At 67.0% G+C, this 16,120-nt stretch carries 13 protein-coding genes; 5 read left to right on the plus strand and 8 right to left on the minus strand.

The features are described 5' to 3' along the window. The first annotated feature begins 125 nt into the window (after positions 1-125). Complete coding sequence (locus HLG70_RS20295; protein WP_171666535.1) at positions 126-1,721, plus strand: methyl-accepting chemotaxis protein; 1,596 nt, start codon at positions 126-128, stop codon at positions 1,719-1,721. Positions 1,722-1,745: 24 nt separating this feature from the next. Here HLG70_RS20295 and HLG70_RS20300 read toward each other — a convergent pair whose 3' ends face one another. The 6 genes from HLG70_RS20300 to hutC form a co-directional block, all read right to left on the minus strand. Continuing rightward, positions 1,746-2,510, minus strand: a complete 765-nt coding sequence (locus tag HLG70_RS20300) for a carbon-nitrogen hydrolase family protein (protein ID WP_171666533.1) — start codon at positions 2,508-2,510, stop codon at positions 1,746-1,748. Between the two features lie 141 nt (positions 2,511-2,651). Beyond that, a complete protein-coding gene (hutI, locus tag HLG70_RS20305; protein WP_171666531.1) occupies positions 2,652-3,869 on the minus strand; it encodes an imidazolonepropionase in 1,218 nt (405 codons plus the stop codon). Beyond that, positions 3,869-5,398 carry a histidine ammonia-lyase gene (gene hutH / locus HLG70_RS20310; RefSeq protein ID WP_171666529.1) on the minus strand — a complete coding sequence of 510 codons (1,530 nt, stop codon included), beginning with the start codon at positions 5,396-5,398 and terminating at the stop codon, positions 3,869-3,871. Before hutH ends, hutI begins: the two co-directional genes overlap by 1 nt. Positions 5,399-5,428: 30 nt before the next feature. Further along, the gene (gene hutU / locus HLG70_RS20315; RefSeq protein WP_171666527.1) at positions 5,429-7,108 is read right to left on the minus strand and encodes a urocanate hydratase; all 1,680 of its coding nucleotides are present in this window, start codon (positions 7,106-7,108) and stop codon (positions 5,429-5,431) included. A 136-nt stretch (positions 7,109-7,244) separates the two neighbouring features. After that, entirely contained in the window at positions 7,245-7,847 is a 603-nt protein-coding gene (locus HLG70_RS20320; RefSeq protein WP_171666525.1) for a HutD/Ves family protein, read from the minus strand. Next, on the minus strand, positions 7,844-8,587 hold the full coding sequence (hutC, locus tag HLG70_RS20325) for a histidine utilization repressor (protein WP_171666523.1): 744 nt from the start codon (positions 8,585-8,587) through the stop codon (positions 7,844-7,846). Before hutC ends, HLG70_RS20320 begins: the two co-directional genes overlap by 4 nt. 159 nt (positions 8,588-8,746) lie before the next feature. Between hutC and HLG70_RS20330 the strand changes: the two genes are divergently transcribed. Next, positions 8,747-9,037, plus strand: a complete 291-nt coding sequence (locus HLG70_RS20330; RefSeq protein WP_171666521.1) for a metal-sensing transcriptional repressor — start codon at positions 8,747-8,749, stop codon at positions 9,035-9,037. A gap of 27 nt (positions 9,038-9,064) precedes the next feature. Continuing rightward, positions 9,065-10,174: an S-(hydroxymethyl)glutathione dehydrogenase/class III alcohol dehydrogenase gene (locus HLG70_RS20335; RefSeq protein ID WP_008164710.1), complete on the plus strand. Its 1,110-nt coding sequence runs from the start codon at positions 9,065-9,067 to the stop codon at positions 10,172-10,174. On the opposite strand, the gene HLG70_RS20340 is transcribed toward HLG70_RS20335, so the two are convergent. Both HLG70_RS20340 and HLG70_RS20345 read right to left on the minus strand, forming a co-directional pair. After that, positions 10,171-11,289: a glycosyltransferase gene (locus HLG70_RS20340; protein ID WP_171666519.1), complete on the minus strand. Its 1,119-nt coding sequence runs from the start codon at positions 11,287-11,289 to the stop codon at positions 10,171-10,173. The genes HLG70_RS20335 and HLG70_RS20340 overlap by 4 nt on opposite strands. Then, the gene (locus tag HLG70_RS20345) at positions 11,286-12,284 is read right to left on the minus strand and encodes a hypothetical protein (RefSeq protein WP_171666517.1); all 999 of its coding nucleotides are present in this window, start codon (positions 12,282-12,284) and stop codon (positions 11,286-11,288) included. Before HLG70_RS20345 ends, HLG70_RS20340 begins: the two co-directional genes overlap by 4 nt. Before the next feature lie 401 nt (positions 12,285-12,685). Between HLG70_RS20345 and HLG70_RS20350 the strand changes: the two genes are divergently transcribed. Together HLG70_RS20350 and HLG70_RS20355 are read left to right on the plus strand one after the other, a co-directional pair. Further along, positions 12,686-13,795 carry a YcjF family protein gene (locus HLG70_RS20350; RefSeq protein ID WP_171666515.1) on the plus strand — a complete coding sequence of 370 codons (1,110 nt, stop codon included), beginning with the start codon at positions 12,686-12,688 and terminating at the stop codon, positions 13,793-13,795. 202 nt (positions 13,796-13,997) lie between these two features. Then, positions 13,998-16,103, plus strand: a complete 2,106-nt coding sequence (locus HLG70_RS20355; protein WP_171666513.1) for a putative bifunctional diguanylate cyclase/phosphodiesterase — start codon at positions 13,998-14,000, stop codon at positions 16,101-16,103. Positions 16,104-16,120 lie beyond the last annotated feature (17 nt).

Here is a 16,120-nt window from a genome sequence, read left to right on the forward strand (position 1 = left end):
CCGTTCATGTCGATATATTCGACCGCCAGACAGACATATTCGTAAGATGTGCAACATCGGCTAAATAATCATTCCAGCCGGGCCGTTGTCCATATGCACACTCGCTGCATATTAGGACGACGCGCATGACACAGTTTCTGAAAGACATCACCATCCGTCGCATGATCCTGGGCACGTTGCTCACGATCAGCGCCTTGATCGCCGGCCTCTCGGCCATCAGCGTCAACGGGTTGCGCAGCGCCGGCGAAGCGCTCGCGGCCAGCAACGAACTCCTGCACGAAGTCTCCGCCCTGTCGCGGGTCAATGACCAGATCATGCGCGCCCGGCTGCGCCTGTCGCGCCAGCTGGAATATGCCAGCGAAGGCCAGAAGGACAAGACGGCCGAAGAGGGACGCAGCATCGATGCCGCGCTCGCCGAGGCCAGAAAGCAGCAGGCCTTGTTTATCGAACTGGCCCGCCAGGACGCCCCGCCGGCCATCCTCGATCCCATGCGGTCCGGTTTCGATGCGCTGGTCGACGGCATTACCGTGCAGCGCCAGCATCTGGAAGCCGGAGCCGTCGACAAGGCGCGCGCGCATGCGGCGGGCCCCGTCGTCACGGCCAGCCGCAGCTTCGGCAAGAGCATCGAGAACTATGAAGCCTACGCCAAGGAACGCGAAACCCAGCTCTGGACGGACGCCGACGCCAAGCGCCGCCAGGCCTACACCGGCATGGGCGTGGTGCTGGGCATCTGCCTGCTGCTGCTGGTGCTGGGCGACCGCTACGTGGTGTATTTCCTGAAGCGTCCGCTGGACCTGGTCCGGGGCCATTTCCGCCGCATCGCCGACGGCGACCTGACCACGCCGATCGCCCCCTTCGGCAAGAACTGCGTGGGCCAGATCATTCCCTATCTGCAGGAGATGCAGGCCAGCCTGGTGCGCACCGTGCATGCGGTGCGCGACGGCGTGGCCGAAATCAACACGGGCTCCAGCGAAATCGCCGCCGGCAACCAGGATCTGTCCAGCCGCACCGAGCAGCAGGCGGCTTCGCTCGAGGAAACCGCCGCCAGCATGGAACAGCTGCTGTCCACCGTGACCAGCAACGCGGAAAACGCCCGGATGGCCAACCAGATGGCGGCCACGGCATCCGAGGTGGTCCAGCGCGGCGGCGAGGCGGTGCAGGCCGCGGTCAACACCATGCGCGAGATCGCCCAGGACTCCGGACGCATCGAGGATATCGTCGGCGTCATCGACGGCATCGCGTTCCAGACGAACATCCTGGCGCTGAACGCAGCGGTGGAGGCCGCCAGGGCGGGCGAAGAAGGCAAGGGTTTCGCCGTGGTGGCCGCCGAAGTCCGTTCGCTGGCGCAACGCAGCGCCGGCGCCGCCAAGGAGATCAAGCAGCTGCTCAATACCTCCGGCGCCACGGTGCAGGCCGGCTCCGCGCAGGTCGAGACCGCGGGCCGCACGATGGAGGAAATACTGGCCACCATCGAACGCCTCACGCTGCTGGTGAACGACATTGCCACGGCCTCGCACGAACAGGTCACGGGCATCGATCAGGTCAACACCGCGGTCAACCAGATGGACCAGGTGACGCAGCAGAACGCGGCGCTGGTCGAAGAGGCGGCCGCCGCCGCGTCCTCGCTGGAGGCGCAGGCGCAGCGGCTGCAAGGCGCGGTCAGCGCCTTCCGCCTGCCCCCGCTGATTCAGGACCGCCGGCAGGTTGCCCTGGCTGCCTGATGCCCGAAGCGGGCGCGATTCCGGCTACTCCCGCACGTAGCACGGGTACAGCGCCTGCTGGGCCCGCGACCGGGCCGGATCCACCTCGATCGTGACGATGGACTCCGAGTCGCTGGATTGCGCCAGCGGCTCGCCATCGGGCTGGAATGCAAACGCCAGGCCGCCAAACACCTGCCCCTGCGCCGTGCGCCCGGCGCGGTTCGAACTGACCACATAGCATCCGGACACGAGCGCGGCCATGGCGCCCGCCGTCAGCCAGCGGTTTGCGGATGCGCCGCTGGCGCGCGGCACCACGATCAGCTCGGCCCCGTCGCGCCCATAGCGGCGCGCGCGTTCGTTGAACATCAGCTCGGTGCACAGTTGCACGCCCAGGCGGATGCCGCCCACTTCGAAGACCTCGAAACCGTCCATCGCGCAATGGAACCAGGTCGCTTCGAAGAACCCCGGCTCTTCCGGGAAGTACTGCTTCTGATGCAGCGGGGTATAGCGCCCGCCCTGCAGGGCGTAGGCCTCATTGGCCAGCCGCGCGCCCGCGGGCACGGGGCGGGACGACACGATGGCAGGCACGTTCAGCGCCACCAGGGCCTCGAGGCCGGCCTCGTGCACCCGGACCGATTCGGCCGCCAGGGCCGCATCATAGGAGGGGAAGGCCGCCAGCCACCGTCCGAAGGGCATCTCGTTGGTGACCAGCAGGTCAGGCGCCAGCTCGCCGATCCTATCGGCAATGCCCTCCCAGGTGGCGCCTTCCGGCGCCAGGTCGACCGGCCCTTCCATCATGCAGATCCGCATACGTCCCTCCTCGCATTCACGGCAATCGACGCCCACGACAGGCGCCAGGAAGGGGCATCGTAATGCGCCCGCGGCGGGAATAGGGCGCCGGCGCCCCGGCAAGTCCGTGGCGGGCGCGATCCTGTCCGGATCCGCCGCGTTTCAATCCAGGGCGGAGAGGCTGATGCGCGCACCGTGCCGGATCACCTGCTTGGGGAGGTCCCCGCCGATCCAGTAGGCCAGTTCGGAGGGATGCTCCACCTCCCACGCCACGAAGTCCGCCACCCTGCCAGCCTCCAGGACGCCGTGCGTGGCCTGCAGGCCTAGCGCGCGGGCCGCATGCGTCGTCGCGCCCGCCAGCGCCTCCTGGGGCGTCATGCGGAACAAGGTGCAAGCCATGCTCAACATCAGGCGCAGGGACAGCGCGGGCGAGGTTCCCGGGTTCAGGTCGCTGGAGATGGCCATGGGAACGCCATGGCGGCGCAGCAGATCCAGCGGCGGCAGCCGGGTTTCGCGCAGGGCGTAGAAGGCGCCCGGCAACAGCACCGCCACGGTGCCCGCCGCGGCCATGGCCTGCACATCGCTTTCGGTCAGGTATTCCAGGTGATCGGCCGACAAGGCCCCATAGCGCGCCGCCAGGGCGGCGCCATGCAGGGACGACAGCTGCTCGGCATGGAGCTTGACCGGCAAGCCCAACTGAACCGCGGCCTGGAACACCCGCTCGACCTGCGCCGGAGAAAACGCAAGGTGCTCGCAGAACGCATCCACGGCATCCACCAGGCCTTCGGCCGCCAGCACCGGCAACATGCGCCGCACGACTTCGTCGATGTATTCATCGGCGCGCCCCGCGAACTCCGGCGGCAGCGCGTGCGCGGCCAGGCAGGTCGCGCGCACGGTCAGGGGCAGGGTGTGGCCCAGCCGCCGCGCCACCCTGAGCATCTTGCGCTCGTTGGGCAGGTCCAGCCCATAGCCGGACTTGACCTCCAGCGTGGTCACGCCGTCGCGCAGCAGATGCAGCGCCCGCCGGCGGGCGCTGGCGTAGAGCTCGTCCTCGGTGGCGGCCCGCGTCGCGCGCACGGTGCTGGCGATGCCGCCGCCTTGCGCCGCGATGCGGGCATAGTCCACGCCCTGCAGCCGCTGTTCGAATTCCTGGCTGCGGTTGCCGCCAAACACCAGGTGCGTGTGGCAATCGATCAGGCCGGGCGTGACCCAGGCGCCGCCCAGGTCATGGACATGAGCTGCCTCCATGGGCGGCAGCGCCGCCTCCGGGCCTATCCATTCGATGCGGTCGCCGCGCGTCACGATGGCGGCGCGCTCGATTGCGGAATATTCGCCGCGCGCCATCGTCGCGGCATGACAGTTGCGCCAGAGGGTGGCCATCACAGGCTCGGCAATAAGCCCGCCGGCATCAGGCGGTTGAGCGCCTGCGCCGCGATCAGGCCGCTGGCCTCGGCGATGTCCGGCGCGAAGAACCGGTCGTTCTCGTAGTGCGCCACATGCTCGCGCAGCAGCGCGCGCGCCTGCTCCAGCTTGGGCGAGGACTTCAGGCCTTCGCGGAAGTCCAGGCCCTGGCATGCGCCCAGCCATTCGATCGCCAGGATATCGCGCACGTTCTCGGCCATGGGCCAGAGCCGCTTGCCGGCGTTCGGCGCCATCGACACATGGTCTTCCTGGTTGGCGGAGGTAGGCATGCTGTCGACGCTGGCGGGGTGCGCCAGCGCCTTGTTGTCGCTGGCCAGCGCCGCCGCCGTCACCTGCGCGATCATGAAGCCCGAATTGACGCCGCCGTTGCTGACCAGGAAGGGCGGCAGCTGCGACATGTGCTTGTCCATCATCAGCGCGATGCGGCGCTCGGACAAGGCGCCGATCTCGGCCAGGGCCAGCGCCAGGTTGTCGGCCACCAGCGCCACCGGCTCGGCGTGAAAGTTCCCGCCCGATATCACATCGCCCTGCTCCACGAACACCAGCGGGTTGTCGGACACGGCGTTGGATTCGATCCGCAGCACCTCCGCGGCATGGCGGATCTGCGTCAGGCAGGCGCCCATGACCTGCGGCTGGCAGCGCAGCGAGTAAGGATCCTGGACCTTGTCGCAGTCCGCATGGGAATGGCCCACCTCGCTGTCCGGGCCCAGAAGATCGCGGTAGACGGCGGCCACGGCGATCTGTCCGGGCTGGCCGCGCGCCGCATGGATGCGCGCGTCAAAGGGGACCCGCGAGCCCAGCATGGCTTCCACGCTGAGGCTGCCGCAAACCAGCGCCGCGGCCAGCAGGTCCTCGGCCTCGAACAAGCCGCGCAGCGCATACGCCGTGGACACTTGCGTGCCGTTCAGCAACGCCAGTCCTTCCTTGGCGGCCAGGGTCAGGGGCTCCAGGCCCGCGCGGGCCAGCGCTGCCCGGGCCGGCAGCCATTCGCCCTGATGGCGTGCGCGGCTCTCGCCCAGCAGTACCAGCGACATGTGCGCCAGCGGCGCCAGGTCGCCCGACGCGCCCACCGACCCCTTGAGCGGAATATGCGGATAGACGCCGGCGTTCACCAGCCCGATCAGCCCGTCTATCACCTTGCGGCGTATTCCCGAATAGCCGCGCGCCAGGCTGTTGATCTTGAGCACCATGATGAGCCGGACCATGGCGTCGTCCAGTGGTTCGCCCACGCCGGCCGCATGCGACCGCACCAGCGAGCGCTGCAGGGCCTCCAGGTCCTCGCGCGCAATCCGGGTCGACGCCAGCAACCCGAATCCCGTGTTGACCCCATAAACCGTGCGCCCCTCGGCAACGATGCGCTCGACCGTCGCCACGCTGGCGTCGATGGCGTCCGAGGCGCCGGGATCGAGGATCACGCGGACGGGCTCCCGGTAGATGCGCCGCAGGTCGCCGAGCGTCATGTGGCCGGGTTTCAGGTGCAATTCCATTATTTATCTCCAGGGCCGGATTGCGCAGGCTCAGCGCTTGGCGGTGATCATGGGCAGGTTCAAGCCTTGCTCGCGCGCGCACTCGATGGCGAGCTCATAGCCGGCATCCGCATGGCGCATGACGCCCGTGCCCGGATCGTTGGTCAGCACGCGGGCGATGCGCTCGGCGGCCGCGTCGGTGCCATCGCACACGATCACCATGCCGGCATGCTGCGAGAAGCCCATGCCCACGCCTCCGCCATGATGCAGCGACACCCAGGTCGCGCCGCCGGCGGTGTTCAGCAAGGCGTTCAGCAGCGGCCAGTCTGACACGGCGTCGGAGCCGTCGCGCATGGATTCGGTCTCGCGGTTGGGGCTGGCGACCGACCCGGAGTCCAGGTGGTCGCGGCCAATGACGACGGGCGCGGCCAGCTCGCCGCTGCGGACCATTTCGTTGAACGCCAGGCCCAGCCTGGCGCGCTGTCCCAGCCCCACCCAGCAGATGCGCGCCGGCAAACCCTGGAAGCTGATGCGCTCGCGGGCCATGTCCAGCCAGCGGTGGAGGTGGGCGTCGTCGGGGATCAATTCCTTGACCTTCGCGTCGGTCTTGTAGATATCCTGGGGATCGCCCGACAGCGCGGCCCAGCGGAAGGGACCCACGCCGCGGCAGAACAGCGGCCGGATGTAGGCCGGCACGAAGCCCGGAAAATCGAATGCGTCGGCCACGCCTTCGTCCTTGGCCATCTGGCGGATGTTGTTGCCGTAGTCGAAGGTGGGCACGCCCTTGCGCTTGAAGGCCAGCATGGCCCGCACATGCACGGCCATCGACTGCTTGGCCGCCTTGATGACCGCGGCGGGTTCGCTCCGGGCGCGCTCGCGGTACTCGCTCCAGGTCCAGCCGGCCGGCAGATAGCCGTTAAGCGGATCATGCGCGCTGGTCTGGTCCGTGACCATGTCGGGGCGCACGTCGCGGCGCACGAGTTCCGGCAGGATCTCGGCGGCATTGCCGCACAGCGCCACGGAGACCGCCCGGCCTTCCTGCGTGTAGCGGGCGATGCGCGCCAGCGCATCGTCGAGGTCACGCGCCTGTTCGTCGACGTAGCGCGTGCGCAGGCGGAAGTCGATGCTGCTCTGCTGGCATTCGATGTTCAGCGAGCACGCGCCGGCCAGGGTGGCGGCCAGCGGCTGCGCGCCCCCCATGCCGCCCAGGCCCGCCGTCAGCACCCAGCGGCCCGCCAGCCTGCCGTCGTAGTGCTGGCGGCCGGCTTCGACGAAGGTCTCGTAGGTGCCCTGCACGATGCCCTGGCTGCCGATGTAGATCCAGCTGCCTGCCGTCATCTGGCCGTACATCGCCAGGCCGCGGGCATCCAGTTCGTTGAAGTGTTCCCAGGTGGCCCAGTGCGGCACCAGGTTGGAATTGGCGATCAGCACGCGCGGCGCGTTGGCGTGGGTCTTGAACACGCCCACCGGCTTGCCCGACTGCACCAGCAGTGTTTCGTCGTCGTTCAGTTCCTTGAGCGACGCGACGATCTGGTCGTAGCAATCCCAGTCGCGCGCGGCGCGGCCGATGCCGCCGTACACCACCAGCTCCTTGGGGTTTTCGGCCACGTCCGGGTCCAGGTTGTTCATCAGCATGCGCAGTGGCGCTTCGGTCAGCCAGCTCTTGGCCGTCAGCTGATTGCCGCGCGGGGCGCGGATTTCGACATCGCGGTAACGCTTTGATTTTTCCAAGGCATGCTCCCTGATCGGTTCGGCCGCGCTCCGTTCGCAGGCGCCGCCACTGCCCGAATCATAGGATGCCTATGCTTGTATATACAAGCTCGGATGACGAATATTCTCCCTGGGGATTTCCCGTAGAGCGTGAGGCTCAGGCCGAGCGCGGCAGCAGTTCGATCACGCAGGCGTCGAGCTCGCCTGCCGCGCTCAGGCGGTATCGGGCCAGGCGGTCCTGCCCTTCGACATGCAGGCAGTCGTAGCGCGACGGCAGCGGATGCTCGGCGTCGTCCAGGCCCAGCGACATGGCGCCGCCGGCATTCAGGACCAGCACGCTGCGGGCGCTGCTGTGGAAAACCCACGGGCCCGGACCCGACACCCATTGCAGCCGGGCGTGGTGGCGCGCAGGCGCATAGATCAGGTTGAAATCGCGGATCGGGCCGTCGAGCAGGCGGCAATCCACCCGCGCATCACCGGAAAATGCGTACGCCGCGCGCGGCCCCAATGGCGCCTGCCGGCGCCCGTCCACGGTCAGCTCGATGCCCTGGCCTTCCAGCACGGTGATGATGCGCTGATAGCCCGTGAAGGCGGAAAATGCCCCGTCCTGGCCGACATCGGCCAGCGACAGCCGCCAGTCGAACGCGGCGGAGCTGCCGCCAGGGTTGCAGGCGACCTCCTGCGTGGTGCCGCCGCCATTGCGCCACGGCATGCGCGGGTAGTCCGCGGCCCGGTACAGCCGCACGTCGGAATGATTCATGTCGAAAACTTGCCTTCGAGGCGATGACGGGACCCCGGATGGATCAGGCGCGCCAGGGTCACGGCGCGTTCGCCCGACCAGGTGCGCCGCCGGATCAGCAGGCAGGGCTCGCCGCGTTCTATTTGCAACAGCTGGCACTCGCGCGGCTTGGCCAGGATGGCCTCGACGACGTGCTCGCCTTCGGTCAGCGGGGCCACGCGCGTCAGGTATTCGTAGGGGGTGCCCTGCGTGAAATCCTGCTTGAGGTAGTCCGGCGCCAGCTGCACGTTGACGTAGCGGTCTTCCAGCTGGATCGGCACATCGTCCTCGTAGTGGACGATGACCGAGTGGAACACCGGCTGGCCCGCGCGGATGTCCAGCGCCTGCGCCTGCTCGCTGCCCGCCGGTTCCTCGGCCAGCCGCAGCACGCGGCTGTGGTGGCGGTGGTTGCGCCCCGCGATCTCGTCGGCGATGTTGTTGACGGCGAACAACGCCGAGCGCGCCTTCGGCTGGGCGACAAAGGTGCCCACGCCCTGCATGCGCACCAGCAGGCCCTCGGAGGTCAGCTCGCGCAAGGCGCGGTTGATGGTCATGCGGCTGAAGCCCAGCTCGTCGACCAACTCGGTTTCGGAGGGTACGCGGTAATGGGCGGGCCAGGCGCCGCTGCGGATCTGCTGCGCGATCATCTGCTTGACCTGCGCGTAGAGCGGGGCGGGCGCGGCATTGACCTGGAGCGGCAATCTGGGCGGGGAAGTGGCCACGGGGATGTCCTGTAATGGGCGGCTGAGCTACGGCCGAATTATAGGGCGCAGTATAGACAGGTACAGATGTATGTCGATGGCATGCGCCTGTGCGGCGCGCCCTGGACGCGCCTGTCCGAATTCCGTATACTCCCCCCCTGTATCTAATCGGAGCCTGCCGTGCCGCACTCCCCGGAAGAAAAGAAACGCGTTGTCACCCGTTTGCGCCGCATCCAGGGGCAGGCGTTAGCATTGGAGCGCGCGGTCAACGAAGGCACGGAATGCGGCGCGCTGCTGCAGCAGCTGGCCGCCTTGCGCGGCGCCACCAATGGCCTGATGGCCGAGGTGCTGGAAAGCCACCTCCGGGAAACATTCCTGCAATCCGCTCAAGGCGGTCCGCCAGGCCCCAGGATCGAACCCGAATCGCAGATCGATGACTTGATGCGCATCGTCCGTTCCTATTTGAAATAACCCATCTGACCTTCGTGGAGCAACGCTATGAAATCACGCGCAGCAGTCGCATTCGGACCCGGCAAGCCGCTGGAAATCGTTGAGATCGACGTCGCGCCCCCGCAGCGCGGCGAGGTCCTGGTGCAGATCACGCACACCGGTGTCTGCCACACGGACGCCTTCACGCTGAGCGGCGACGACCCCGAGGGCCTGTTCCCCGCGGTGCTGGGCCACGAAGGCGCCGGCGTGGTGGTGGAAGTGGGCGAAGGCGTGACCTCGCTCAAGCCCGGCGACCACGTCATCCCGCTCTACACGGCCGAATGCCGCGAGTGCAAGTTCTGCCTGTCCGGCAAGACCAACCTGTGCCAGAAGGTGCGTGCCACGCAAGGCAAGGGCGTCATGCCCGACGGCACCTCGCGCTTCAGCTACGAAGGCAAGCCGCTCTATCACTACATGGGCTGCTCGACGTTCAGCGAGTACACGGTCGTCAACGAGATCTCGCTGGCCAAGATCAACCCGGCCGCCCCGCATGAGAAGGTGTGCCTGCTGGGCTGCGGCGTCACCACCGGCCTGGGCGCCGTCCACAACACCGCCAAGGTCAAGGAAGGCGATACGGTGGCCGTGTTCGGGCTGGGCGGCATCGGGCTGGCCGTCATCCAGGGCGCGGTGCAGGCCAAGGCGGGCCGCATCATCGCCGTGGACACGAACCCCAACAAGTTCGTGCTGGCCAGCGCCATGGGCGCCACCGACTGCATCAACCCCAAGGACTACGACAAGCCCATCCAGGAAGTCATCGTCGAGCTCACCGACGGCGGCGTGGATTTCTCGTTCGAGTGCATCGGCAACGTCCATGTGATGCGCGCCGCGCTCGAATGCTGCCACAAGGGCTGGGGCGAGAGCATCATCATCGGCGTGGCCGGCGCGGGACAGGAAATCAGCACCCGCCCGTTCCAGCTGGTCACGGGCCGCGTGTGGCGCGGCTCGGCCTTCGGCGGCGTCAAGGGCCGCACCCAGCTTCCGGGCATGGTGGAGGACGCGATGAGCGGCAAGATCGACCTCGATCCGTTCGTCACGCATACGCTGCCGCTGGACCGCATCAACGAAGCCTTCGACCTGATGCATGAAGGCAAGTCGATCCGCACGGTGATCCACTACTAGGGAAAGGCGTTCTCGCGGTAGACGCGCTCGGTGTTGCCGACAAAAGTCGCCAGCGAGAACTCCTTCAAGGCCGTGCCGCGCGCATCCACGCCCATGGCGTCCAGGATGCCGCGGTTCTGCAGGATCTCGGACAAGGTCTGGGCCACGCTATCGGCGGATTCGGGCGGCACGATCCAGCCATTGCGGCCTTCGGTGACGTTTTCGGTCAGCCCCCCCACCGTGGTGACGATGACGGGCTTGCCCGCGGCCATCATCTCGCGGCAGGCGAACGAAATCGTCTCCAGCCGCGACGACAGCACGAAGCCCACGTCCAGCGCGGCCAGCAAGGGTGCGACGTTGTCCAGCAGCCCCGTGAACACCACCTGGTCCGACATGCCCAGCGCGGCAACCTGCCGCAGCTTTTCTTCCCCCGGCAGCTTGCCGGCGATCAGGATCACGATCTGTTCCCGCTGCGCCGCGGGCAGCAGCGAAACCGCCGTCACCATGTCGATCCAGTTCTTGTAGTCCGCGGTGCCGGCATTGCTGCCGACCACCAGGCGGCCCCGCATGGCCGGCGGCAGGAAGCGGGCGCGGGCGCGCGCCGATTCGCCCTGGTTGGCGGGCCGGCACTTGTCGGTGTCCACGCCGTTGTGCACCACGCGCAGGTCTTCATTCCGGAATACCGACTGCTTCATGCGGCGGAAGGTGTGGCTGCAGACGCAGATGACGCGATTGGTGCCCCATTTGGCCCGTACCCGCACGCCCAGGCTGTTGGCGGCGCGGTCGTTGTGTTGCGTGTAGACGATGAAGGGACGCCTGGCGCCCATGCCCATCGTCGCCAGCATGCACAAACGATGGTCCGCCGAGCCATTGACATGGATGACGTCGAAGCGCTCCTTGCGCAGCAAGGCGCGCAGGCGGCGCAATGCGCTCAGTTGCTCTAGCGGGCGCCCCTTGAACTCCAGGTCGATGGCACGCAGGCCGGGCAGCGCTTCAGCCTCGGCCAGCAGCCGGCTGTTGCGCGGCGCGGCGACCGTGACCTGCGACTTCTGGCACAGGATGCGCGCCAGCGACATCACATAAGTCGTGTGACCGCCGCCGTCGCCCTTGTGGAAATTGGTGTAGAGAATCTTCATCGTTTGGCGTTTGTTAGCGATTGCGGGGAAGCGTCCAGCAGACAGCTCCAATGGCGTTTCTCGAACACGTCGTCGCCCAGCCTGCTGAGCAGCGAAAGGTTGTAGACCTTGACGCCACGCTCGCCGAGCAGCCTGCCTGCCCGCCGGAACGCGGGTTCGATATGCCCGGAAAACTGCCGGTCCAGCGCGGTGGGCAATTGCGAGTCCGCGTTCTCATAGAAGCGGGGCCCCGCGGTGGCCGTCAGGTCCAGGCCATGCATGTAGACCGTCCTTGCGCCCAGCCAGGCCAGAAACTGCAGGGACGTGTAGGCGACCGTACCGCCGCCGAACAGGCCTCGCGTCGGATTCAGGCTGAAGCCATGCGCATGCATGGGGTGCCGCGCATCAAACAGGATCAGCTCCGGATCCGCGCCCAGCTGGGCCTCAAGCTCGTCGGGCCGGGCGCGCGGCTGCAAGGCGCGCTGGTGGACTTCCTCGAACAGTGCGATGCGGCAGCGGATGGTCCGGTTGTCGAACAGCAAGGCAATCCAGCGGTACACCTCTGGCGTCACGAACAGCAAGAGGTCCTGCGCCAGCACCTCGGCCACCAGGTCGCGGCGGCGCTTGACGAAGCCCGCATCCAGCATTGCGTAGTAATCAAAGCGCAGCGTGGGATGCTTGTCGCGCAGGGCGATGGAGCCATTGACCCCCATGACCGCGCCCAGGGCGCATCGCGCGTAGTCGATCTGCGCCACGGACGGCCCGCTCAGGATCAGGTGCGCATCGCCGCCGATGCCGCGCGGCAACTGATCCAGCGGGATCGTTGCCGGGCCCCGCACGCCTTGCATATCGCAGCCCACAAGCCGGTCTCTTTCGTCGCGGCGGACCTTCACGAAAGGCCACAGCGTCTCGTTGTGCCGACGCTCCCTGGGCTGCGTATAGCGGTATAGATAGCGCAGGCCCTTGGTCAACGGGCGCGAACGCAACAAGCGGGGGACGAGCGCAAAATGAGTCATGAACAGTTGCGCGGGTACCGCGGCAAGCCTTACGAGCGACCGATTCTACGCAGGCGCTCTGGCGCAAAAGCGAGAGAAACTCTTGAGATGTAACGCTTTGAAGGGCAGGGCCATGCGCCCCTAAATACCCGTGCGACACCCGTGGGGCGGCTGACTTTCACATTGCGGAAAAAACAGCACAGCCAGGACCGAAAAGCACCCCAAACGCGCTCCGGCGTCCCGCCATCCGCCCCCCCGGCGCTGCCAGCGCCCCGCCGTGCCGCCTGGCTCCGTCGATTACGTTTTGCGCCAAAGAAGTCCTCAACCAGGCAGGGAAATGCGCCTGGCGCCCGGGCAGCGGCAGCGATTCGCGAGGTTCTGATATCGTTCCCGCATCCCCCATTGCATTCCACGGCCATCAGATGAGCGCACTCCGCCCCGACCACCCCGCCTTGCAGGACGCCATCGCGGACGCCATCAGCACCGCGACCCGCGGCGCCGGCCGCGTGAACATACTGATCGCCGGCAAGACAGGCGTCGGCAAGAGCACGCTCATCAACGCCGTGTTCCGCGGTGAACTGGCCCGGACCGGCTCGGGCAAGCCCGTTACCCAATCGACCCAGGAATTCACCAAGCCGGGCCATCCCCTGACCATCATCGACACGCGGGGCCTTGAAGTCGGCGACTACGAGCGCTCGCGCAGGCAGCTGGCGGACCTGATCCTGGAACGCTCGGCGTCGGACGACCAGGAAAAGCACCTGCATGTGGCCTGGCTCTGCATCCAGGACAGCAGCCACCGGGTCGAGGACGCCGAGATCGAACTGTGCGACATGCTGGCCAACGCCGGCATCCCCGTCGTCGTGGTGCTGACCAAGGCGCGCAAGAACAGCCCCTTCGTGGAAGAGGCCCGCAAACTGCTGCCACGCGCCAAGCAGGTCGTCGCCGTGCGCGCGCTGCCCGAATGGATAGAGGAGCTGGACGCCGAACTGCCGCCGATGGGGCTGGACAAGCTGATCGAGGTGACGGCGGAGCATATCCCCGAGGCGCAGCAGAGGGCCTATGCGAATGCGCTGTCCACCCGCAACAAGAAGGCCCTGGAAGTAAAAAAAAAGCGGGCTGAGATCGAGGTGAATGTCGCCGCCGGCCTGGCCGCGTCGGCCGCCGCCGCGCCCATCCCGTTCTCCGACGCCTTTGCGCTGGTGCCGATTCAGGTGGGCATGATCGCCAAGATCGGTATCACCTTCGGGATGGAACTGGACACCACCGCCATCACCACCCTGGTCACGTCCACCCTGGGCGCATCCGCCGCCACGCTGATCGGCCGTTCGGTGGTGTCGAGCCTGCTGAAGTTCATCCCCGGCGCGGGCAGCGCCGTGGGCGGCACCATCGCCGCCACGACGGCCGGCGCCATCACCAAACTCCTGGGCAACGCCTACGTCGCGGTGCTGTACGACTTCTGCCTCAAGAACCCCGGCAAGGACATCGATATCGCGATGATCGCGAAGGCCTTGAAGCAGCGCGTCACGTTCTGATCGCGGCGCCCTCCCTGGGCGCCGCATGCAACTAAATGACTTCGCATGACAAGATTCGATAGATTGGTGTTTTTCTTGGCGGCGCGGTAAATATTGCGATGTTCACGACGTAAATCCGTATATCCCTCCAAGTCTTTCAAAGGGCAGAACACGCGCTCGCGCGTCGCCGCGAGGCGGCTGGCGCCCATGCCCGCCGCATCCAATGATCATCGCCAATTCCGACGTCATGTACCGGCACCTCGTGCAGGGAGTCGTCGACTACGCCATCTATATGCTCGACCCGGACGGCACCGTCGCCAACTGGAACGCCGGGGCGCAGCGCGCCAAGGGCTACGCGGCCGAAGAGATCGTCGGCCGGCATTTCTCGTGCTTCTACTGCGACGAAGACCAGGCCGCCGGCCTGCCCCAGCATGGCTTGTCCACCGCCCGCCAGCACGGCCGCTTCGAGGCCGAGGGCTGGCGCGTGCGCAAGGACGGCACGCTGTTCTGGGCCCACGTCGTCATCGATGCCATCCACGACGATGACGGCGCGCTGATCGGCTACGCCAAGATCACGCGCGACAACACCGAACGCCGCGAGCGCGAGCAGCAGCTGTTGAAAGCCAAGCAGCTGGCTGAACACTACAACGGCGAATTGACGTCGATGTCGAGCTTCCTGCAGGCCGTGGTGTCGCACATACCCTCCTGCGTGCTGGTGCTGGATTCCTTGTCGCGCCAGTTCCTCCTTGCCAACCGCCAGGCCGAGAGCACATTCGGCGGCAGCCCCGACGGCTTGCAGGGCAAGACCGCACAGCAATGCCTGCCTGGCGCCGTCTGCGAGTTCTTCGACCGCCTGACGAACGATGCCCTGCGCTCGGACGGCGCCATGCGCGAAGAGGAAGAAGAGCTGGCGACGGCGCGCGGCATGCGCACCCTGCGCACCAAGACGCTGGCGTTCCATAGCGCCGACCCGCGGTCGCGCTATGTGCTGCTCATCGCCGACGACGTCACGGACGAAAACGCCGCGCACGCTCAGGTTCGCTACATGGCGCACCACGACACACTGACGGGCATGCCCAACCGCAGGCTGTTCCGTGACCGGCTGCTCAAGGCCTTGGGCGGCAGAAGCCGCGAACGCGCCACGGCGGTGCTGTGCCTGGACCTGGACAATTTCAAGAGCGTCAACGATACCTTGGGCCATCAATCCGGCGATGAGCTGCTGCGCCTGCTGGCCAAGCGCCTGCCCAGGCACCTGCGCGAGCAGGACACGCTGGCGCGGCTGGGCGGAGACGAGTTCGCGGTGGTGCTGCCCAACATTGCCGAACAGGACGATGTGCGCAAGATGGCGGAGCGCCTGATCGACGCCGTGCGGCAGCCCTTCGAGATCGACGGCCACACCGTGCCCATCAGCGCAAGCATCGGCATTGCGCTGACGGACGAGCAGGATCTCTCGGCCGACCACCTGTTGCGCTATGCCGACATGGCGCTGTACGAGGCCAAGCGCAACGGCCGGAATTGCCTGGCCTTCTTCAAGCCGGAGATGGAAACCGCCGCGCTCAAGCGCCACGAGGTGGAAATGGACCTGCGCCAGGCCATCCTCTCGCAGCAGCTGGAGCTGTACTACCAGCCGATCATGGACGTCAGCCATGTCCGCATCGTGGGCCGGGAGGCGCTGATGCGCTGGCAGCACCCGCAAAAGGGCCTGATCCTGCCCCAGGACTTCATTCCCATTGCCGAGGAAACCGGGCTGATCCATGAGCTGGGCGCCTTCACCCTGCATGAAGCCTGCGCGGAAGCCATGCGCTGGGACGACCACGAGACGGTGGCGGTGAACCTGTCGGCCTGCCAGTTCACCAATGGCGCGCTGGTGTCGCTGGTGGAGTCCGCGCTGGCCAAGTCCGGCCTGCCCGCCCACCGGCTGGAACTGGAAATCACCGAATCCGTGCTGCTCTCCAACTCGGCTGGCAATCTCATGACGCTGCGCCGCTTGAAGGACCTGGGCGTCAAAGTGGCGCTGGACGATTTCGGGACGGGCTACTCGTCGCTGGGCTATCTGCGCACGTTCGAGTTCGACAAGATCAAGATCGACATGTCGTTCACGCAGGACGTCGAATCCAGCAGGGAGGCGCTGGCCATCATCCGCGCCATCAACGGCATCGGCCGCAGCCTGGATATCCCTACGACGGCGGAAGGCGTGGAAACGCCCGAGCAGCTGGAACGCCTGACCGCGGAAGGCTGCTCCCACTTCCAGGGCTATCTGCTGGGACACCCGGTCTCGCATAGCCGCCCCCCGGACGAGCATGGCGCCAGTGGGGCCGGACCCCACTAATCGAGTGGCCTGTGCCG

It is taken from the genome of Achromobacter deleyi, assembly GCF_013116765.2.
Lineage (GTDB): Bacteria > Pseudomonadota > Gammaproteobacteria > Burkholderiales > Burkholderiaceae_B > Achromobacter > Achromobacter deleyi_A.